This window comes from Streptomyces sp. NPDC054849 (genome assembly GCF_053610945.1).
Genome location: NZ_JBSGZI010000029.1, coordinates 40,763 through 61,342, shown reverse-complemented (window position 1 = coordinate 61,342; position 20,580 = coordinate 40,763). Strand labels below are relative to the sequence as shown.

General features: G+C 73.4%; 12 protein-coding genes. 7 read left to right on the top strand and 5 right to left on the bottom strand.

Annotated elements, in window-relative coordinates; genetic code table 11:
* Positions 1-131 precede the first annotated feature (131 nt).
* Positions 132-1,013 (bottom strand): hypothetical protein, encoded by an 882-nt coding sequence (locus ACWGIF_RS15825; protein ID WP_453496915.1) that lies wholly within the window; start codon positions 1,011-1,013, stop codon positions 132-134.
* Positions 1,014-1,131: 118 nt separating this feature from the next.
* Positions 1,132-2,769 carry an MFS transporter gene (locus tag ACWGIF_RS15820; protein WP_453496912.1) on the bottom strand — a complete coding sequence of 546 codons (1,638 nt, stop codon included), beginning with the start codon at positions 2,767-2,769 and terminating at the stop codon, positions 1,132-1,134.
* A 359-nt stretch (positions 2,770-3,128) separates the two neighbouring features.
* On the opposite strand from ACWGIF_RS15820, the gene ACWGIF_RS15815 reads away from it, so the two are divergent.
* On the top strand, positions 3,129-3,905 hold the full coding sequence (locus tag ACWGIF_RS15815) for an ABC transporter ATP-binding protein (RefSeq protein ID WP_453496909.1): 777 nt from the start codon (positions 3,129-3,131) through the stop codon (positions 3,903-3,905).
* A complete protein-coding gene (locus ACWGIF_RS15810) occupies positions 3,902-6,487 on the top strand; it encodes an ABC transporter permease (protein WP_453496906.1) in 2,586 nt (861 codons plus the stop codon). Before ACWGIF_RS15815 ends, ACWGIF_RS15810 begins: the two co-directional genes overlap by 4 nt.
* 66 nt (positions 6,488-6,553) lie before the next feature.
* On the opposite strand, the gene ACWGIF_RS15805 is transcribed toward ACWGIF_RS15810, so the two are convergent.
* Positions 6,554-7,816 (bottom strand): DUF2079 domain-containing protein, encoded by a 1,263-nt coding sequence (locus ACWGIF_RS15805; protein ID WP_453496976.1) that lies wholly within the window; start codon positions 7,814-7,816, stop codon positions 6,554-6,556.
* Between the two features lie 466 nt (positions 7,817-8,282).
* Between ACWGIF_RS15805 and mfd the strand changes: the two genes are divergently transcribed.
* Positions 8,283-11,813 carry a transcription-repair coupling factor gene (gene mfd, locus ACWGIF_RS15800; protein WP_453496903.1) on the top strand — a complete coding sequence of 1,177 codons (3,531 nt, stop codon included), beginning with the start codon at positions 8,283-8,285 and terminating at the stop codon, positions 11,811-11,813.
* 52 nt (positions 11,814-11,865) lie between these two features.
* Here the strand turns inward: mfd and ACWGIF_RS15795 are convergent, their stop codons facing one another.
* Positions 11,866-12,582 carry a hypothetical protein gene (locus ACWGIF_RS15795; protein WP_453496900.1) on the bottom strand — a complete coding sequence of 239 codons (717 nt, stop codon included), beginning with the start codon at positions 12,580-12,582 and terminating at the stop codon, positions 11,866-11,868.
* 293 nt (positions 12,583-12,875) lie between these two features.
* On the opposite strand from ACWGIF_RS15795, the gene ACWGIF_RS15790 reads away from it, so the two are divergent.
* From ACWGIF_RS15790 to ACWGIF_RS15780, 3 genes are all read left to right on the top strand, one after another.
* Complete coding sequence (locus ACWGIF_RS15790; RefSeq protein WP_453496897.1) at positions 12,876-14,942, top strand: HsdM family class I SAM-dependent methyltransferase; 2,067 nt, start codon at positions 12,876-12,878, stop codon at positions 14,940-14,942.
* Between the two features lie 111 nt (positions 14,943-15,053).
* Complete coding sequence (locus tag ACWGIF_RS15785) at positions 15,054-15,701, top strand: hypothetical protein (RefSeq protein WP_453496894.1); 648 nt, start codon at positions 15,054-15,056, stop codon at positions 15,699-15,701.
* Positions 15,698-17,206: a protein kinase domain-containing protein gene (locus ACWGIF_RS15780; RefSeq protein WP_453496891.1), complete on the top strand. Its 1,509-nt coding sequence runs from the start codon at positions 15,698-15,700 to the stop codon at positions 17,204-17,206. The genes ACWGIF_RS15785 and ACWGIF_RS15780 overlap by 4 nt, the downstream gene beginning before the upstream one ends.
* Here ACWGIF_RS15780 and ACWGIF_RS15775 read toward each other — a convergent pair.
* Positions 17,194-19,653, bottom strand: a complete 2,460-nt coding sequence (locus ACWGIF_RS15775) for a YfhO family protein (RefSeq protein ID WP_453496888.1) — start codon at positions 19,651-19,653, stop codon at positions 17,194-17,196. The genes ACWGIF_RS15780 and ACWGIF_RS15775 overlap by 13 nt on opposite strands.
* Positions 19,654-19,931: 278 nt before the next feature.
* Between ACWGIF_RS15775 and ACWGIF_RS15770 the strand changes: the two genes are divergently transcribed.
* Positions 19,932-20,555, top strand: coding sequence for a SurA N-terminal domain-containing protein (locus ACWGIF_RS15770; protein ID WP_453496885.1), 624 nt, complete (start codon positions 19,932-19,934; stop codon positions 20,553-20,555).
* The last annotated feature ends 25 nt before the right edge of the window (positions 20,556-20,580 follow it).

Below are 20,580 nucleotides of genomic sequence, written 5' to 3'. Positions count from 1 at the left end.
GGACCGGGTGTTCTACGCCTTCCCCGGGCGCAGGGGCCCGGAGGTCGTGGACCCGCCCTCCCGCCGCCGGACGCTGCGCCTCACCGGAAGCGCCGCTGCGGCGGCCGCCGTACTGCTCCTCGGGGTGCTCCTCATCCGCTGAGCGCGCCGGTGTCCCGCTGCGCCGCTGCGGCCGCCGGCGCGGCGGGGCCCTCGTACCGGTACGGGTCGCTGCGCAGGCCCCTGGCTGTGACGACCACCGTGAAGGGGGGTGTCCGCACGTCCGGAAGCGGGGCGGTCAGGGCGCCCGTCAGGGGGTCGGCCGCCACGGGGAGGGCGGTGTCGTCGACGGTGAGGAGGGCCGGGGCGCCCGCGCGGTCCGGGACGAAACCGCCGCCCTCCGCCGTCAGCCGGCCGCCCTCCACGGACACCTTCGTGATCACCGGGTTCGGGCGGACCGCGATCTTGTTCACCAGGTACGCCCCCGCCGGGGCGCCCGTCAGGGCCCACATCTCGGCGGGCAGGCGCGGGAGGCCGGCGCCCACGTCCGCCAGGAAGAACAGCACCACGTACAGCATGGTGACCGCGCTGAGCGCGACGTACTGGAGGTCGACCAGGTCGGTGCGCCCGCTGTCGTTCGCGATCAGCTCACGCAGCGGCCGGCGCCCCGACTCCGTGGGCTTCGCGGCGGGCTTGGCCAGGCTGCCGTTCGCCACGCGCAGGCCGACGACCGCCTTCGCCGCGATCAGCGCCACGTACGGGCCGCCGAGCAGCGGCAGGTACACGGTGGTCAGTGGGGACAGCGGACCGTCGGCGCCCCGGAAGTAGGCCACGGCGCCGCCCGCGGTGAGCCCGTAGCCGAGGACCGCGAGGAGCAGCCAGACCAGGATCACCGTCCAGGCCAGGGCCAGCGCCGTCGAGGTGGACAGGCGGCCGTCGCGGCCGGTGATGAAGGCCGGGCGGCGGTGGAGCCGCAGGCAGATCGGGCCGGCCAGTGCGGCCAGTAACACCAGTGCGCAGAGTGCGGATGTCATGCGTCGTCCCCCCGGAAACAGTCCTGGCACGAGGGTCACCTACTGGCCCCGGACATGACAAGCCGGTTGCCCGGGCGGCCTGTTGCCGTGCCGTGCCACTGATCGCTCTGCTCGCGCCCTACTCCTCACGCTGTTCCGGCAGGACCGGGAACCTGCGCGGCGCCACCAGCAGCAGGATCAGCAGCGCGGCCACGGCCGCCGCCGTCGCACCGAGGAAGATGTGCTCCACGGCGGCGGCCACGGCCTCGCGCAGGTGGTCGGCGGCGGCCGGGGGAAGCAGCCACGGCCGGTCCAGGGCCTTGGCCACCTCGTCCAGGTCGCCGGGGAGTCCGGGTACCGGTGCGTCCACCAGGCGGGCGGCGATGGTGGCGTTGGCCACGGCCGCGAGGAGGGCGGCGCCCACGCTCTGCCCGACCTGACGGCAGAACAGCACCGAGGCCGTCGTCGTCCCCCGCTCGGACCAGCCGACGGTGGACTGGACGCCGATGACCAGCGGGAGCTGGAAGAGGCCGAGGGCGCCGCCCAGCAGCAGCATGATCAGTGCGGGCTGCCAGGGGCGGGCGGGGTACGGCAGGAGGGTGAAGGAGTACAGGATCACCGCGGCCAGCCCGATGCCGACGGCGGCGGTGTTGCGGAAGCCGATGCGCCGGTAGACGTGCTGGCTGAGGGCGGCGCTGACGGGCCAGCTCAGGGTCATCACCGACATGACCAGACCGGCGCCGACGGGCCCCAGTCCCAGCACGGACTGGGCGTACGTCGGCATGAACACCATGGGGGCGACCATCAGCAGGCCGAGCGCCCCCATGGCCAGGTTGACGGCGGCGATGGTGCGCCGGCGCCACACCCAGCCGGGCAGGATCGGTTCCTCGGCCCGGCGTTCCACCCGGACCACCACCGCGGCCAGTACCGCGCTCGCGCCCAGCAGCCCCAGCGAGGGCGCGGACAGCCAGGGCCAGGCGACCCCGCCCTGGACGAGCGCGAAGAGCAGGAGTCCGCCGCAGGCGAAGACGCCCAGGGCGCCCGCCCAGTCGACCGGGCCCCGGCGCCCGGGCGACCGTACGGGCTCGGTCAGGTGGCGGGCGACCATCCACAGGGCGAAGGCGGCCAGCGGCAGGTTGATCAGGAAGATCCAGCGCCAGTGCGTGTACGAGGCGAGCAGCCCGCCGAGCGCGGGGCCGGCCACGGCCGAGGTGGCCCAGACGCTGGACATCCGGGCCTGGATCTTCGGCCGGTCCTTGAGCGGGTACAGGTCGGCGGCCAGCGTCTGGACCGTGCCCTGGAGGGCGCCGCCGCCCAGGCCCTGGACGATCCGGAAGGCGATGAGGGCGGCCATGTTCCACGCGAGGGCGCACAGCAGCGAGCCGACGAGGAAGAGGGCGATGCCGAAGAGGAGCACGGGCTTGCGCCCGAAGGTGTCGGACAGCTTGCCGTAGACGGGCAGGGTGACGGTGACGGCGAGCAGGTAGCCGGAGAAGAGCCAGGAGAAGACGGAGAATCCGCCGAGGTCGCCCACGATCTGCGGGACGGCGGTGGCGACGATGGTGCTGTCGAGGGCGACGAGGGCCATGCCCAGCATCAGCGAGGCCACCACGGGGGCCGGGGGGCGGGCGGCGGGCCGGGCGGCGGCCTTGCCGCCGGCCGTGTCCTCGGCCGGGACGGCTGCCCCCGGTGCGGCGCCGGCGGGGCCCGTGGGTATGCCGTCCGGACTTCCGTCCGTGCTGTCCCCTGCGGCCACCGAGATCCCTTCCCCCTGCACCTACCTGCGGGGAACACCTTCTCACCGCCGGGTGTCGGGCGGTATCCCCCAGGGACGGTCCCCCGAAGGGTGGACGACCCCTAGGGGTGGCTCCGCACAAGGGGCCAGGGGTCGTTCCTCCCGGCGGAGGAGGTGCGGGGCTCCGGCGTCTCCTTAACTGGAACCTACGGACAGGGGCCGGGGGGTGGGGTTAACCCCCGGGCGGATACGGCGATGGGCACCAGCGCGCCGGACCTCCGCCCGCCGCAGACTCATGACGGCGACACACGCAGCACACGCAGCACACGCGGCAGACGCACCAGGCGCACGCAGCGGCAGACGCACGCATTCGAAGAAGGAGAAAGACCGTGACAACGGCTATGACCGAAACCAGGCACGGGGGTACTGGAGGGCATGCAGCCGTCGCGGCCCGGGCGCGGAAGGTCGTCAAGGCCTACGGCTCCGGGGAGACGCGCGTCGTCGCCCTCGACGACGTGGACGTGGACATCATGCGCGGCCAGTTCACCGCGATCATGGGTCCCTCCGGCTCCGGCAAGTCCACGCTGATGCACTGCCTCGCCGGGCTCGACACGGTGACCAGCGGGCAGATCCACCTGGACGACACCGAGATCACCGGGCTGAAGGACAAGAAGCTCACGCAGCTGCGCCGCGACCGGATCGGCTTCATCTTCCAGGCCTTCAACCTGCTGCCCACGCTGAACGCCCTGGAGAACATCACGCTCCCCATGGACATCGCGGGCCGCAAGCCCGACGCGGAGTGGCTGAACCGGGTCGTGGAGACGGTGGGCCTGGCCGGCCGGCTCAAGCACCGGCCGACCGAGCTGTCCGGCGGCCAGCAGCAGCGCGTGGCGGTGGCCCGCGCCCTCGCGGCCCGCCCGCAGATCATCTTCGGCGACGAGCCGACCGGAAACCTGGACTCCCGGGCGGGCGCCGAGGTCCTCGGCTTCCTGCGCCGTTCGGTGGACGAGCTCGGCCAGACCATCGTCATGGTCACCCACGACCCGGTCGCCGCCTCCTACGCGGACCGCGTCATCTTCCTCGCCGACGGCCGGATCGTCGACGAGATGTACGGGCCCTCCGCGGACCAGGTCCTGGACCGGATGAAGGACTTCGACGCGCGCGGGCGGACGTCATGAGCAACACCGTCCTGAAGACCTCGCGGCGCAACTTCGTCGCGCACAAGGGGCGGATGGCGCTGTCCGCCGTCGCGGTCCTGCTCTCCGTCGCCTTCGTCTGCGGCACCCTGGTGTTCACCGACACCATGAACACCACCTTCGAGAAGCTGTTCGCGATCACCAGCGCCGATGTGACGGTCAGCGCGAAGCAGGCGAAGGACGGCGAGGAGATCTCGGAGCGCGGCCGGCCCGAGATGGTGGCAGGCTCGGCCGTCGAGCAGGTGCGCAAGGCCGAGGGCGTCAAGAGCGCCGAAGGCGGCGTCGTCTCGATGTCCGTCACGGTGGTCAACTCCAAGAACGAGAACATGGGCTCGACCACCGGCGCCCCGACCATCGCGGGCAACTGGAGCGACAACGAGCTCAAGTCCATGAAGATCACCTCGGGTCACGCGCCGCGCGGCCCCACCGAGGTGATGGTCGACGCCGACACCGCGGACAAGCACCACCTGAAGCTCGGCGACGAACTGCGCACCATCGCCATCACCGGCGACATCCGCGCCAAGATCAGCGGTATCGCCACCTTCACCGTGACCAACCCCGGGGCGGCCGTCGTCTACTTCGACACCGCCACCTCGCAGCAGGCCCTGCTCGGTGCCCCCGGTTCCTTCACCCACGTCAACGTCACCGCCCAGGACGGGGTGAGCGACGAGCAGCTCAAGCGGAACATCGCCACCGCCGTCGGTACGGACACGTACAAGCTGCAGACGGCCAAGGAAGCCTCTGACGCCAACCGCAAGGACGTCGGCTCCTTCCTGAACGTCATGAAGTACGTGATGCTCGGCTTCGCCGGCATCGCCTTCCTCGTCGGCATCTTCCTGATCTTCAACACCTTCTCGATGCTGGTCGCCCAGCGCACCCGCGAGATCGGCCTGATGCGCGCCATCGGCGCCGACAGCGGACAGGTTCTGAAGTCCGTGGTCGTCGAGGCCTTCCTGCTCGGTGTCGTGGGCTCGGTGCTGGGCGTCGGCGCGGGTGTGGGCCTGGCCGTCGGACTCATGGAGCTCATGGGCCAGATGGGCATGCACCTGTCGACGGACGATCTGACGGTCGCCTGGACCACCCCGGTCATCGGCGTCTTCCTCGGTGTCGTCGTCACCGTCGTCGCCGCGTTCGTCCCGGCCCGCCGGGCCGGCAAGGTCTCCCCGATGGCCGCCCTGCGCGAGAGCGGCACCCCCGGCGACAGGAAGGCCGGCGTCGTGCGCGCCGTCCTCGGCCTGGTCCTCACCGGCATCGGCGGCGCGGGGCTCTTCCTCGCCGCCGCCGCAGAGAAGGCCGGACCCGGATCGATGTGGCTGGGCCTGGGCGTCGTCTTCACCCTCATCGGCTTCATCGTGATCGGCCCGCTGCTCGCGGCGGGCGTGGTGCGGGTGCTCTCCGGTGTGGTGCTGCGGCCCTTCGGGTCGGTGGGCCGCCTCGCCGAGCGCAACGCCCTGCGCAACCCCCGCCGGACCGGCGCCACCGCCGCCGCGCTGATGATCGGCCTCGCGCTGGTCGCCTGCCTGTCGGTGGTCGGCTCCTCGATGGTGGCCTCCGCGACCGAGGAGCTCGACAAGTCGGTCGGCGCGGACTACATCGTCAACTCCCAGACCGGGCAGCCCGTGCTGCCGCAGGCCGAGCAGGCCCTGCGCGCCGCCGGGGGACTCGACCACGTCACCGCCTACCGCGAGGTGGAGGCCAAGATCACCACGCCCGGCGGCGTCACCGAAGAGGACGGCCTCGGCGCCACCGACCCGACGTACGCCAAGGACATCCGGCGCAAGATGGTGGCCGGCGAGCACGCGGCGGCCTACGGGGCGAACACCATGTCGGTCGGTTCCGCATACGCCACCCGGCACGGCGTCAAGCTCGGCGACGAGCTGACGGTCGCCTTCACCGGTGGCAGCACCGTCAAGCTGAAGGTCGCGGCGATCACCAGCGACGAGGGCAACCTCGACAAGGGCATGAAGTACATCAGCACCGCCGTCGCCCGGGCGAACGTCCCGGCCGACCGGCTGCCGCTCCCCTTCATGCTGCTGGCCAGCGCGAAGGACGGGCAGTCCGACGCCGCCGCGTACGCGTCGGTCAAGGCGGCGATGGCGGAGTACCCGCAGTACATGGTGCGCAACCAGACCGACTACAAGCAGTCCCTGAAGGACCAGGTGGGCCAGCTGCTGAACATGGTCTACGGGCTCCTGGGCCTCGCCATCATCGTCGCGGTCCTGGGCGTCGTGAACACCCTGGCCCTGTCGGTGGTCGAGCGGACCCGCGAGATCGGCCTGATGCGCGCCATCGGCCTCTCCCGCCGTCAGCTGCGCCGCATGATCCGCCTGGAGTCGGTGGTCATCGCCCTCTTCGGCGCCCTGCTGGGCCTCGGCCTGGGCATCGGCTGGGGGGCCGCCGCGCAGCAGCTGCTGGCGCTCGAGGGCCTGAAGGTGCTGGAGATCCCGTGGCCGACGATCCTCGGGGTGTTCGCCGCCTCGGCCTTCGTGGGCCTGTTCGCCGCGCTGGTCCCGGCCTTCCGGGCGGGGCGGATGAACGTCCTGAACGCGATCGCGAGCGAGTAGGCCGGCCCGCGGTCACACGGGGGAGGGCGCCGGTCCGGGACCTTGGGGTTCCGGGCCGGCGTCGTGTCATCCCCGCTGCATGAGGACGACGCCCCCGGCCTCGCCCACCACGGTGAACTGCTCGCCGGGGTGGAGCTGGCGGGCGTAGCCCGTGGGGTCCTCGCCGGCCCAGCGGGAGGAGTTGTCGATGGTGATCCAGTCGGGGACCACGCCCTTGCTGCCGCCGATCCACAGCACGCGGCAGCGGGAGGTCAGCCGGGTCAGCGGCGTGGTGTCGGCCTCCACGGTGGCGCCGTCGGGGATCCGGTCGAGGAGCCGTTCGACGGCGGTGACGCGCTCGGGCTTCTCGTACGTGCGCGCTTCCGCGAGCTTGGCTGTCGGCATGCTGGTCGCGGCCAGGGCGAGGGCGGCGGCGAGTACGGCGGTGGGCAGCTGGAGGGCGTACGCGCGCAGCCGGGGCCGTTCGCCGCGCCGGACGGTGTCGATGGCGTCGACGAGGGCGAGGAACACGACGGGCATGAGGACGGCGCTGTAGTGCCAGTCGGTGGACCAGTAGTGGTCGTCCCCGGACAGGAAGCGCCAGCCCAGGGTGGGGACGGCCACCAGCAGCAGCGGCGAGCGCAGGGCGAGCAGCCCGGAGGTGGGGATCAGCACCCAGCCCAGGGTGGTGAGCTTGGTGGCGAGGCCGCCGAGCGGGCCGTCGCCGTCGATCTTGTCCCAGTAGCCGTAGCCGGCGGTGGCGAAGGCCGGTACGACGACGGTGAAGACGAGGACGGCGAAGACGCAGGCCGCGGCGGCGGCGCCGAGCGCGGTCCAGGCGATCCGCCGGTCGGTGGGCCTGGCCCGCCAGGCCACCACCACGGCCAGGGCGGCGAGCGTGAAGCCGAGGTCCTCCTTGACCAGGATCAGCGGCAGCCCCCACAGGAGGGCGGCCCGCCAGCGGCGGGCGAGCACCGCCTCCAGGGAGAAGGCCAGCAGGGGCACGGCGAAGGCGATCTCGTGGAAGTCAAACTCGACGGCCCGCTGGATGCCCCAGGACAGCCCGTACGCGACGCCGACGGCCAGCCCGCGGGCCCGTCCGAGGAGCCGGCCGGCCGCCCGGGTGACGGGGACGGCCGACAGCGCGAACAGCGCGGCCTGCACGACCAGCAGGGTGACGGGCCCCGGGAAGACCCGGTAGACGGGGGCGACGAGCGCGATGATCGGGCTGAAGTGGTCGCCGAGGATGTTGGCGCCCGGACCCTTCAGGTCGGCGACGGGCACCTGCAGGTGCGCGTACGCGCGGATCGCCTGCTCGAAGATCCCCAGGTCCCAGGAGGCCCAGTCCATCCGCCGGAACCGTCCGACGGACAGCACGAGGTAGACCGGGAGCAGCCCGGCGGCCACCGCCCAGGGCCCCGCCCACCGGCCGGGGCGCGGCGTGGCCGGCGCCGGCGCCACCGGCGCCGGGCGCGCTATCGCATCGCTCGTCACGGACTCGTGCTCCTCGGCCGGTAGACGTCTCCCCGGCGGAAGACGACGCGGCGAGCTCGGACAGTCAGAACAGGAACATCGTAGAGCGGGGGGCGGGCTCGGGTGTGACGGCTGCGCCGTGACCCGGCGGGTGACCCGAAATCCCCCGCGCGCGGGGGAGCGCGCGGGGGAGGGGGGAGAACGGGGGCGGCGCGCAGCGTCTGCGTGAGGGGCGGCGGTCGGGAGACGGGCGGGCGTAGGGTGGAATCCCCGGCCCGTGCGACGTGTCGGGTCCTTCGCGTTGCCCTCACCCTTTGACCTTCACCGGACGGAAAGCCTCTTCATGAGCCTGCACGGACTGCTCGACGCCGTCACCCGGGACGCCGCCCTCGCCGAGGCGGTCACCGCGGCCGGGGACGGCAACCGCATGCACGTGGACCTGGTCGGCCCCGCCGCCGCGCGGCCCTTCGCGATCGCCGCGCTGGCGCGGCAGACCGAGCGGACCGTGCTGGCGGTCACCGCCACCGGGCGCGAGGCCGAGGATCTGGCCGCCGCGCTGCGCTCCCTGCTGCCGCCTGACGAGGTGGTCGACTACCCGTCCTGGGAGACGCTCCCGCACGAGCGGCTCAGCCCGCGCAGCGACACCATGGGCCGCCGGCTCGCCGTCCTGCGCCGGCTCGTGCACCCGAGCAAGGACGACCCGGCCGCGGGCCCGGTGAGCGTGATCGTCGCGCCCATCCGGTCCGTGCTCCAGCCGCAGGTCAAGGGGCTCGGGGACCTGGTCCCGGTCAGCCTGCGGCAGGGCGTCGGCGCCGACCTCGGCGAGGTGACCGCGGCACTGGCCGCCGCCGCGTACGCGCGCGTCGAGCTCGTCGAGAAGCGCGGGGAGTTCGCCGTGCGCGGCGGGATCCTCGACGTGTTCCCGCCGACTGAGGAACACCCGCTGCGCATCGAGTTCTGGGGCGACGAGGTCGAGGAGATCCGCTACTTCAAGGTCGCCGACCAGCGGTCCCTGGAGGTCGCCGAGCACGGACTGTGGGCCCCGCCCTGCCGCGAGCTGCTGCTGACCGATGAGGTACGTGAGCGCGCCGCGGCCCTCGCCGAGGCCCACCCCGAGCTCGGCGAGCTGCTGAACAAGATCGCCGAGGGGATCGCCGTCGAGGGCATGGAGTCCCTGGCGCCGGTCCTGGTGGACGACATGGAGCTGCTGATCGACGTGCTGCCGGCCGGGTCGATGGCCGTGGTGTGCGATCCCGAGCGGGTCCGGACCCGGGCCGCCGACCTCGTGGCGACGAGCCAGGAGTTCCTGATGGCGTCGTGGGCGGCCACGGCGGGCGGCGGCGAGGCCCCCATCGACGTCGGCGCGGCCTCGCTGCGCGGCATCGCCGACGTCCGCGACCGGGCCCGCGAGCTGAACATGATGTGGTGGTCGGTCTCCCCCTTCGCCGCCGACGAGACGGTGGGCGGCGACACCCTGAAACTCGGCATGCACGCCCCGGAGGCCTACCGCGGCGACACCGCCCGGGCGCTGGCCGACACCAAGGGCTGGATCGCCGACGGCTGGCACATCGTCTACCTCACCGAGGGCCACGGCCCCGCCGCCCGTACCGTCGAGGTGCTCGGCGGCGAGGGCATCGCGGCCCGGCTGGAGCCGGACCTGCGCACCCTGGAGCCGAGCCTGGTCCACGTCGCATGCGGTTCGGTCGACAACGGCTTCGTCGACCCGGTGCTGCGGCTGGCCGTCCTCACCGAGACCGACCTGACGGGCCAGCGCACCGCCACCAAGGACCTGGGGCGGATGCCGACACGGCGCCGCAAGACGATCGACCCGCTGACCCTGGAGGCCGGCGACTACATCGTCCACGAGCAGCACGGCGTGGGCCGCTACGTCGAGATGGTCCAGCGCACGGTGCAGGGCGCCACCCGCGAATACCTGCTGGTGGAGTACGCCCCGGCCAAGCGGGGGCAGCCCGGCGACCGGCTCTACATCCCCACGGACCAGCTGGAGCAGGTCACCAAGTACGTCGGCGGCGAGGCCCCGACCCTGCACCGGCTCGGCGGCGCCGACTGGACGAAGACCAAGGCGCGCGCGAAGAAGGCGGTCAAGGAGATCGCCGCCGACCTGATCAAGCTCTACAGCGCGCGCATGGCGGCCCCCGGCCACACCTTCGGTCCCGACACGCCCTGGCAGCGAGAGCTGGAGGACGCCTTCCCGTACGCGGAGACGCCCGACCAGCTGACCACCATCGCCGAGGTCAAGGAGGACATGGAGAAGTCGGTCCCGATGGACCGGCTGATCTGCGGCGACGTCGGATACGGCAAGACCGAGATCGCCGTGCGCGCCGCGTTCAAGGCGGTCCAGGACGGCAAGCAGGTCGCCGTCCTGGTGCCGACGACCCTCCTCGTGCAGCAGCACTTCGGCACCTTCTCCGAGCGCTACAGCCAGTTCCCGGTCAACGTGAAGGCGCTGTCGCGCTTCCAGAGCGAGACCGAGTCGAAGGCGACCCTGGAGGGCCTGCGCGAGGGTTCGGTGGACGTGGTCATCGGCACCCACCGGCTGTTCTCGCAGGAGACCAGGTTCAAGGACCTGGGCCTGGTCATCGTCGACGAGGAGCAGCGGTTCGGCGTGGAGCACAAGGAGCAGCTGAAGAAGCTGCGCGCCAACGTCGACGTGCTCACGATGTCGGCGACCCCGATCCCGCGCACCCTGGAGATGGCGGTGACCGGCATCCGCGAGATGTCGACGATCACCACCCCGCCGGAGGAGCGGCACCCGGTGCTCACCTTCGTCGGCCCGTACGAGGAGAAGCAGATCGGCGCGGCCATCCGCCGTGAGCTGCTGCGCGAGGGCCAGTGCTTCTACATCCACAACCGGGTCGAGTCCATCGACCGGGCGGCCGCCAAGCTGCGCGAGATCGTGCCCGAGGCGCGGATCGCGACGGCGCACGGCCAGATGTCGGAGCAGTCCCTGGAGCAGGTCGTCGTCGACTTCTGGGAGAAGAAGTTCGACGTGCTGGTGTCGACCACGATCGTCGAGTCGGGCATCGACATCTCCAACGCCAACACGCTGATCGTGGAGCGCGGCGACAACTTCGGCCTGTCCCAGCTGCACCAGCTGCGCGGCCGGGTGGGGCGCGGCCGCGAGCGAGGGTACGCGTATTTCCTGTACCCGCCGGAGAAGCCGCTGACCGAGACCGCGCACGAGCGGCTCGCGACGATCGCCCAGCACACCGAGATGGGCGCGGGCATGTACGTGGCGATGAAGGACCTGGAGATCCGCGGTGCGGGCAATCTGCTCGGCGGCGAGCAGTCGGGTCACATCGCGGGTGTCGGCTTCGACCTCTACATCCGCATGGTGGGTGAGGCCGTGGCGGACTACCGGGCCGCCGTCGAGGGCGGGGTGGAGGAGGAGCCGCTGCTGGAGGTCAAGATCGAGCTGCCGGTCGACGCGCACGTCCCGCACGACTACGCGCCCGGCGAGCGGCTGCGCCTGCAGGCGTACCGGTCCATCGCGTCGGCCAGTTCCGAGGCGGACGTCAAGGCCGTACGGGAGGAGCTCACCGACCGCTACGGCAAGCTGCCGGAGCCGGTGGAGAATCTGCTGCTGGTGGCCGGGCTGCGGATGCTCGCCCGGGCCTGCGGGGTCGGCGACATCACCCTGCAGGGCAACAACGTCCGGTTCGGTCCGGTGGAGTTGCGCGAGTCGCAGGAGCTGCGGCTCAAGCGGCTCTACCCGGGCGCGGTGCTCAAGCCCGCCACCTCGCAGGTGCTGATCCCGCGGCCGAAGGCGGGCAAGATCGGCGGCAAGCCGGTGGTCGGGCGGGAACTGCTGGCCTGGACGGGGGAGTTCCTCACCACCATCCTCGGTTCCTGACACGCCGTGGAGCCGGGCCCGCGCGGGCCCGGCTCCACCGTCGAGCCGTTTCTCAGCCGAGCTGGTCCGCGTCGATGACGTCCTTGCCGGCCGGAGCGTCGGCCTTCACCGGCTCGTTGATACCGGTGAAGGTGACCTCCGCCGGCTCCTTGCCCGTGATGCTCGCCTTCAGCAGGTACGGCTCACCCTGGGTGGCCACCAGCAGGGTCTCGGTTCCCTCGGTGGTCTTCGTGGTCAGGGTCAGCGCCTTCTGATCGCCGACCGTGGTGACCTTGCCCTTCTGGGCGCCCTTGCTCTCGTCGAACTCCTTGAGCAGCTCGTCCAGGTCGCACAGGGCGGACAGTTCCTTCGAGTCCGCGTCGGAGGCCTTCGACTTCAGCCAGTGGCCCGCGAGCTGCTTGACCGCCTGGTCGGCCTGCTCCTTGGGCAGGTCCTTCATCTGGGAGCGGTAGAAGGGCTCGTCGGCCTTGATGAACACGAACTCGGAGTTGCGGATCAGGTCGAAGGAGCCGTCCTGGCCGGAGATCGTCCCCTTGCAGTCGCCGGCCTTGCTGACCGACATGTTCAGCTGCAGGGGCTTGCCCTCGTCCCAGACCTTTCCGCTGACGGTGAGCGAGGCCGCGCCGCGCAGGGCCGTCACGGACTTGTCGGCCACCTCGGAGCCGGACAGCTCGGGGAAGGGACCTTCGGGCGCGAAGCACCCGGTGAGGCCGAGGGCGGCGGCGCAGGCGAGGGCGGTGGTGGCGGTGAGGCGGTGAACGGTGCGCATGGGGACTCTCTACGGCAGGAGACAGGGGATCGAGGAAGCGTAGGACAATCGGAATGATCTATTCCGGCGGGGTGCCGGATCGGGGTGCAGGGGGAACGGAGACGGGCCGCCGGGACGGACGGGGGCGGTACCGGACGGGCCGGAATCGGCGGAGCCGTTCCCGGATGACGCGGCGGCTTTGTGTGACGCGCTGATCCCACCACGCCCTGTGAACCGAGTCAACATGGTTCACAGGGAATTGTGAGTTCACGGTGTGAAGAGGTCTCTCGCGTGCAACGGGTATGCTCCCCGGCATGTCCGAGGAGAACGCCGCAGAGGTCACCGCGGCCGAGGTCGCACGCCTGGCCGGAGTGGGCCGCGCCGCAGTCAGCAACTGGCGCCGCCGCCACGCCGACTTCCCCCAGCCCGTCGGCGGCACCGAGACCAGCCCCTCCTTCTCCCTGGGCGAGGTGGAGCACTGGCTGCGCACCCAGGGCAAGCTCGCCGAGGTCCCGCTGCGCGAACGCGTCTGGCAGCAGATCACCGCCCACCCCGGCGGGGCCGTCAGCGCACTCGTCAAAGCCGGCAGCGCGCTGCTCGTCGTACAGGACCGGGCCGCCGACTGGCCGGAGCTGGCCGACCCCGACGACGAGCGCATGGCCGCCCGGCTGCGCCCCGTCCTCGTCCAGGTGCTCGGCGCACGCCTGGGGCCCGGCCACGCGCTCGCCGACGTCCCGCTGCGCCCCGCCACCATGCCGCTGCTGCGGGCCGCCGCCGAACTCGCCGCCGAACTCGGCGCCCGCCAGGCCTTCGAGTTCCTCCTCGGCCGCCACCTCGACGCCAACCCCCGCCAGTACACGCTCACCCCGGACGGCCTCGCCGTGCTCATGGCCGCGCTCGCCGGCCCCCCCGGTGCCGGCACCGGCTCCACCGGAGCGGCCGGCGCCGCGCCCCTCACGGTGCTCGACCCCGCGTGCGGCACCGGCACCCTGCTGCGGGCCGCCGCCGGCGCCACCGCCCTGCACGCGCAGGACTCCTCGCCCGAACTCGCCGCCCTCGCCGCGCTGCGCCTCGCCCTGCACGGGCCCGCCGAGGTCCGCGCGGCCGCCGCCGACAGCCTGCGCGCCGACGCCTTCGCACAGGACGCCGTCGACGCGGTGCTCTGCCACCCGCCGTTCAACGAACGCAACTGGGGTCACGAGGAACTGGCCTACGACCCGCGCTGGGAGTACGGCTTCCCGGCCCGCACCGAATCCGAACTCGCCTGGGTCCAGCACGCCGTGGCCCACCTGCGCGAGGGCGGCACCGCCGTGCTGCTCATGCCGCCCGCCGTCGCCGGCCGCCGCTCCGGCCGTCGCATCCGCGCCGACCTGCTGCGCCGCGGCGCACTGCGGGCCGTCGTCGCGCTCCCGGCCGGCGCCGCGCCGCCGTACGGGATCCCGCTGCACCTGTGGGTACTGCGCCGGCCCGGCGCCCAGGCGGCGCCCCCGGCCGGGCTGCTGCTCGTCGACACCGCGGCCCTCGCCGCCGACGGCCGGCTCCGGGCCGCCTGGCCCGCCGTGCACGACACGGTCGTGGGCGCCTGGAGCGCGTACGACGCCGCCGGCTCGGTGGAGGAGACCCCCGGCGTCAGCCGCGTCGTGCCCGTCATCGAGCTGCTGGACGACGACGTGGACCTCACCCCCGCCCGCCACCTGCCGCCGCCGGCCGCCGGAGGAGGACCGGCCGAGCTGACCGCCGTACGGGAACGGCTCGGCGAGACCCTCGGCCGGGCCGCCCGGCTCACCCCGCCGCCCGCCGCCGCGCCCGCGCGGGCCGTGGCCCGGCCGCCGCTGACCACCATCGGCGAACTCGCCCGCGCCGGAGCCCTGCAGCTGCACACCGGCACCGGCGGCGGGGCCGGCGCGGCCCCCGTCCTCACCGAGCACGACGTGTACGCCGGAACCGGCCCCTCCGGGACCCTGGCACCCACCGCCGACGAGCCCCTGCTCACGGCGCCCGGCGACGTCCTCGTCCCCCTCGTCGGCGGCGCCGCCATCGCCCGGGTCGTAGACGAGGCCACCGCGGGCGCCGTACCGGGCCGCGGCCTGGCCCTGCTGCGCCCCGACCCGGCCGCACTCGACCCGTGGTTCCTGGCCGGATTCCTGCGCGGCACCGCCAACAACCGCCGCGCCAGCAGCCACGCCTCCACCGCCACCCGGCTCGACGTGCGCCGGCTGCGGCTGCCCCGGCTGCCCCTCGCGGAACAGGAGCGCTACGGCGCCCGGTTCCGGGAGCTGGCCCAGTTCGAGGACGCCCTGCGGCTGGCGGGACGGCTCGGGGAGCAACTCGTACAGGGCTTCCACGACGGCCTGTCGGACGGCACCGTCACCCCGGAGTGAGCGGCTGTGCGGCGACCGTGCAACGGTTGAGCGCATCCCCTCACTCCTGGCCGGGAACGCTGTATACCCTCAGAGCCGAAACTTCTTCCGCACGGCCCGTCAGGAGCAGCGATGCACGGCCCCGGCCTTCCGCCGCAGTACGGCCCCCAGCCCTCTTCCGGGGGGGTGGTGGGTCTGCGCGTGCTGTTCACGCTGCTGCCCATCCTGAGCTGCGGCTTCCTTGCCTGGGGCTCGATGCTGCGGCTCGCACTGGTCACCCGCAAGACCCGCGACTGGGTCCTGATGGTCGTCACCTGCGTCCTGTCCGTCTTCTGGTTCGTGCTGTTCGGCCTCGACCCGACGCCCGACACCACCGGCTGGCAGAGCGACACGGGGGGCTTCGGCACGCTCCTCACCGGCCTGGCGATCTGCGTGTACTTCCTCGTCGCGGACATCAAGCACCACGAGACGGTCCGGGCGGGTGGGCCGGCGCAGTGGTACCCGTCGCAGCCCGCGCCCTACGCCCACCCGCAGCAGGCCGCGCCCGCCTACGGGTACCCGCCCGCCCAGGCCCCCACCGTGCACTCCACCCCGACGCCGGCGGCGACCCCCACCCCGGCTCCGCCGCAGGTGCCGCCGCAGGCGACCCCGCCGCCGCGCATCGGGCAGGTCCGCGCCGAACTCGACGAGCTCAGCGAACTCCTGCGCAAGCAGACCCCGCCGCCGGGCGGCCCCCGCCAGGACCCGAACCAGACCGCCTTCCAGGATCCGAATCAGTGACCGACCGGCTCATCGGCGACCGCTACCAGCTTGCGACCGTCCTCGGCCAGGGCGGCATGGGCCAGGTCTGGACCGCGTACGACCGGCGCCTCGACCGCCGGGTCGCCGTCAAACTGCTGCGCCCCGACAAGGTCGCCGGCCCCGGCACGGTCGCCGAGGAACTGCGCCGCCGCTTCGTGCGCGAGTGCCGTGTCACGGCGCAGGTGGACCACCCCGGCCTGGTCACCGTGCACGACGCCGGCAACGACGGCGACGAGCTCTACCTCGTCATGGGCTACGTCGAGGGCGCCGACCTCGCCGACCACCTCGCCGAGCACGACCCGTACCCCTGGCAGTGGGCGGTCGCGGTCGTCGCGCAGCTGTGCGCGGTGCTCTCGGCCGTGCACGCGGTGCCGATCGTGCACCGCGACCTGAAGCCCCGCAACGTGATGATCCGCCCCGACGGCACCGTCCTGGTCCTGGACCTCGGCGTGGCCTCGGTGATGGACACCGACACCACCCGCCTCACCAGCACCGGTTCACCCATCGGCAGCCCCGCGTACATGGCGCCCGAGCAGGCCATGGGCGGTGCGGTCGGCCCGTACACCGACCTCTACGCCCTCGGCGTGCTCCTGTACGAACTCCTCAGCGGCAACGTTCCCTTCGCCGGGTCCACCGCCCTCGGCGTCCTGCACCGCCACCTTTACGAGCCCCCGGTCCCGGTCCGCAAGCTGCGCCCGGAGGTCCCGCCGGAGCTGGAGAAGCTCCTGCTGCACCTCCTCGCCAAGGACCCGCAGGACCGGCCCTCCTCCGCGCAGGAGGTCTACGAGGCCCTCGCCCCGCTGCTGCCCGCCCGCGGCAGTCGTCCCCCGGCCGGCCCGCTCGACCCGACCCGGCCCTTCCTGCGCCCGCAGGCCCCCTGGCCGGACCGGGCCGCGGTCGTCCCTCCGCGGCCGAGCACCCCGCCGTCGCCCCCGAAGGCGGACGTCCCGGGCGCCGTGGACGAGGCTCGCAAGCTCCTGGACCAGGGGCGGCTCACCCAGGCCGTGGACATCCTCGGCGGGATCCTCCCGGCCGCGGCCGCCGAGCACGGGGAACACTCCCCGGTGGTGCGCTCCCTGCGCAAGCAGTACGCCGCCACGCTGATGGACGACGGCCAGTACCGCCGCGCCCTGCCCGAACTGCGCCGCCTCGCCGACGAGTTCCCGGCCGGCGACCCCCAGGCCCTGCGCTTCCGGTACGACGCGGCCCAGTGCCTGGAGCAACTCGGCGAACCGGCCGCGGCCCTGGCGGAGTACCGCGCGCTGCTCCCGCTCTTCGAGAACCACTACGCGAACCCGGACCCGGGCCTGCCCCTGGAGGTCCGCCGCCGGATCGGGCACCTGCAGCTCTCCCTCGGCGACCGGCAGGCGGCCCACGACACCCTGGCCCGCCTGCTGTTCGACGCGGAACGCCTGCACGGCCCGGCCCACCCCTTCCCGGTCGAGATACGCCGCACCCTGCACTGGCTGGCTCAGGTCCGCTGACACCACCGGCCCGGCCGGATCCGCCGGCCCTGACGCCGCCTGAGCGCCAGGCCGGCCAGGACCATGAGGGCGGCCCCCGCCGCCAGCGTGCCCGGGATGAGGCCCGGCGGGCGGAAACTGCAGGCCAGGGTGGTGGTGCGACCGTCCAGGGGGAGGGCGACCAGGCCCAGGTGGGCTCCGGCCGGGCGGCCGTTGCAGGTCCAGCCGGCGATCGCGGGGACGGACAGGACCGCCGTGCCCGTGGCCCCTTCGGGCAGGTCGGCCCGGATCCGCGAGGAGCCGACGCGCACGGAGGTCGCGGCCGAGGCTCGCAGGGCGGCGACCGCGGTGCCGAGCCGGGCGCGGTCCAGGCAGGCCAGGGTCCACCGCGGGGGCGGGGCCGCGTCGAAGACCAGGGCCGAGGTGGGCCCGCGGGAGACGCCCATCGGCTGCAGGGCCGCCCGGTTGCGGGGCGCGCTGCCGTTCAGGCGGAAGGCGGGGCCGTCCGCGAGGCGGGCCGTCGCGTTGTACTCCGGGGCCCACAGGTAGGCCTCCGTGCCCGCGCGGCAGACCCCGGGCGCGAGCGGGTCCTCGTACACCCGCGCGCCCAGCAGCAGTTCCTGGTTGGCGAAGGGGGACTCGCCGTAGGGGCCAGGGGCGCCGGGCGGGCGGGTCGTCACCAGCGGGGGGACCTCCGCGCGGCGGACCGTGCCGTCGGGCTGGAGGCGCGCGCCGACCGCGAAGAGGGCGTCCGTCACCGGGTTGTCGATGCTCTGGACGTTGCGCCCGCGTGAGGTCCAGCCTGCGCCGAGCGCGACCATCGTGTGCGTGAACACCGCCGGGGTGTGGCTGCTGTAGTACGAGCCGCCCTCCCCGCCCAGCAGCAGCGGATCGTTGCCCGTCAGGGCGGGACGGCTCGGATCGGTCCGGTACGCCGGCCAGCCCCCGGCCCCCGCCAGCGCCTCGGCGCGCGCGGTGTGGTCCGGTCCCCAGGACGGGTAGTCGTCGAGGCCGCCCAGCTTGCCCCGGTGCCCGTAGGCGGTGGTCGCCGCCGCCTGGGCCACCAGCACCGCCGCCAGCAGCCCGGCCGCCGGGAGTGCCGCCCGGCGGTGGCGCACCGCCCACCAGCCCGCGCCCGCCAGCACCAGCCCGCCGCCGAACAGCACGCAACCCTGGGCCGTCACCAGCGTGCTCCCGCGCGCCCACAGCGCGGCGGCCGCCAGAAGGCCCGCCCCCGCCGCCAGCGCCGGCGGCCGTGGCGGGCCCGCCGCCAGCCCGGTCCAGGCGGCGATCACGGCGATCCCGGCCAGGACGAAGGTCTGCCGGTAGGGGCTTCCGTTCGGGGTCGCGAAGAGGTGCCAGGCCAGGTGGGTCGGAGCCCACTGGAGGGAGAGGGCCACGGCCGCCGTCAGCCCCGCCCACCACAGCCGGGTGCGCACCGGCGCCGCCCGGTGGAAGGGCAGCGCGGCCACCAGCAGCAGCGTCCCGGTGCCCACGAAGACGGCGGGGGAGGAGAAGGAGTACGTCCCCGGCAGCAGCCGCGCGAAGAAGTCCGCCCACGACACCGGCCGGAACTCCTTGACCCACCCCGGGTACGCCTGCCCCGAGCTGAGGAACAGCGGAACCAGCACGGGCGCCGCGAGCGCGATCCCCGGCAGGGTGGTCCCCGCCGCCCGCACGAGCACCGCCGCCCGGGCCCGGACCCCCTCCCGGGTCAGCACCACCCGGACCAGCAGCACCAGCGCCGCACCCAGCGTGGCCATGTAGGCGGTGTAGAAGTTCGCCGTCCAGCACACGGCGACGACCAGCGGGGCGAGCAGCATCCGCCGCCCGCGCAGGGCCCATTCGCCGGTCAGGCACAGCAGGGGGAAGGCGATCAGTCCGTCCAGCCACATCGGGTTGTACGAGGCCTCGATCACCGACCATCCGCACAGCGCGTACGAGGCTCCGAGGAGCCCGGCAGCCCACCAGGGCCCGCGGCGCTGCGTGCGCAGCAGCCAGGCCGTCGCGGCCGCCGCGGCCGCCGTCTTGAGCACCGTGACGACGTACACCGCGAGGTCGATGTCCGCGCGTGGGAAGAGCCCGACGAGCACCGCGAAGGGGCTGGCCAGGTAGGTGCCCAGGTCGGGCAGGAAGCTCGTGCCGTACCCGGACCGCCAGTTGAACAGCAGGCCGCCCTCCGCCCGGCCGTGCAGCAGGTCCCACAGGTGCGCGTGGAAGGGCACGAACTGATTGCCGAGGTCGTTGACGCCGCGGTGGCGCGATCCGTACGGGAAGACGCGGGCGGCAGCGTCGCCGGCGCACACGGCCACCGCCGTGAGCAGGGCGGCGAGGGCCGAGCCCCGCAGGCTCCGGCGGCGCGGCGATCGCTGTCTTGCGCTGCGGGGCGAGGGACGGGGTGCGCTGCGCGGCGATCGGTGCGGTGTGCTGCGCGGCGAGGTGCGCGGTGCGCGGTGCGGTGTCGGCATGGTGGGCCGACCCTGGCACCACCGGGTGACCGGAGGGTGGCCTGCGCATGACCGTCCGCCGGTCCGGTCGGCGCCCGGGCCACCGGGTCCCCAGTACGGGTGACGGGTGGCGCGGCGGGCACGCCGGGACGGGGGCACTCGCCTATGAACGGGCGTGTTCAGTCCGCGCGCGAATCGTTGGTCGAACCGGTGGCTCGCATCCCCCCGACTGCATACCATCGATCACCGCACGGCCCCTTTGTGCACCGACGCACAATCTCCCGGCCCTGGAGGCTCCTTTGCACCGTCGCACAGCGCTCTCCGTCTCCACCGCCCTGCTCCTGGCGGCGCCCCTGCTGTCCGCCTGCTCGGGCGAGGCACGTCCCGGCACCGCGGCCGTCGTCGGCGGCGAACGGATCACCACCTCCGCGCTCCAGGCCCAGGTGAACGACGTCCGCGCCGCACAGAACCGTGCCGGCCAGGCCGCCGCCGAACTCATCGCGAGCACCCCCAACCTGGAGCGTCAGAAGCTCGACTCGATCCTCCAGAGCCGGATCATCGACGAGATGGCCGAGACCGCCGGGCTCACCGCCTCCCAGAAGGACATCGAGGTCGAGCGCAAGGCGTACGTCGACGAGAACGGCGGAGCCGAGCAGTTCGAGGCGCTGCTCCTGCACAAGGGCGCGATGGCCCCCGGCCAGGTCGACCGTTTCCTGCGGGACCGGGTGCTCCTGACCAAGCTGTCCGCCAAGTACGGCAACGGGAAGCTCGAGGAGCCCGCCCGGGCCGCCGTGCAGGCCCTGCACATCGAGGTCAACCCGCGCTACGGAGCCTGGGACGCCAAGCAGATCAAGCTCGGCGTCGGGGAGACCCCCTGGATCACCCAGCGGACCCGTCCCGAGCAGGCCCCCGCCGGAGCCTGACACCGCCGGCCGGAGGTAGGTTCGG

Excerpts from the sequence above, each read along its gene's own strand:
- ACWGIF_RS15825 (WP_453496915.1), bottom strand. The coding sequence starts at position 1,013 with ATGACATCCGCACTCTGCGCACTGGTGTTACTGGCCGCACTGGCCGGC.
- ACWGIF_RS15815 (WP_453496909.1), top strand. The coding sequence starts at position 3,129 with ATGACCGAAACCAGGCACGGGGGTACTGGAGGGCATGCAGCCGTCGCG.
- ACWGIF_RS15810 (WP_453496906.1), top strand. The coding sequence starts at position 3,902 with ATGAGCAACACCGTCCTGAAGACCTCGCGGCGCAACTTCGTCGCGCAC.
- ACWGIF_RS15805 (WP_453496976.1), bottom strand. The coding sequence starts at position 7,816 with ATGGACTGGGCCTCCTGGGACCTGGGGATCTTCGAGCAGGCGATCCGC.
- mfd (WP_453496903.1), top strand. The coding sequence starts at position 8,283 with ATGAGCCTGCACGGACTGCTCGACGCCGTCACCCGGGACGCCGCCCTC.
- ACWGIF_RS15795 (WP_453496900.1), bottom strand. The coding sequence starts at position 12,582 with ATGCGCACCGTTCACCGCCTCACCGCCACCACCGCCCTCGCCTGCGCC.
- ACWGIF_RS15790 (WP_453496897.1), top strand. The coding sequence starts at position 12,876 with ATGTCCGAGGAGAACGCCGCAGAGGTCACCGCGGCCGAGGTCGCACGC.
- ACWGIF_RS15785 (WP_453496894.1), top strand. The coding sequence starts at position 15,054 with ATGCACGGCCCCGGCCTTCCGCCGCAGTACGGCCCCCAGCCCTCTTCC.
- ACWGIF_RS15775 (WP_453496888.1), bottom strand. The coding sequence starts at position 19,653 with ATGCCGACACCGCACCGCGCACCGCGCACCTCGCCGCGCAGCACACCG.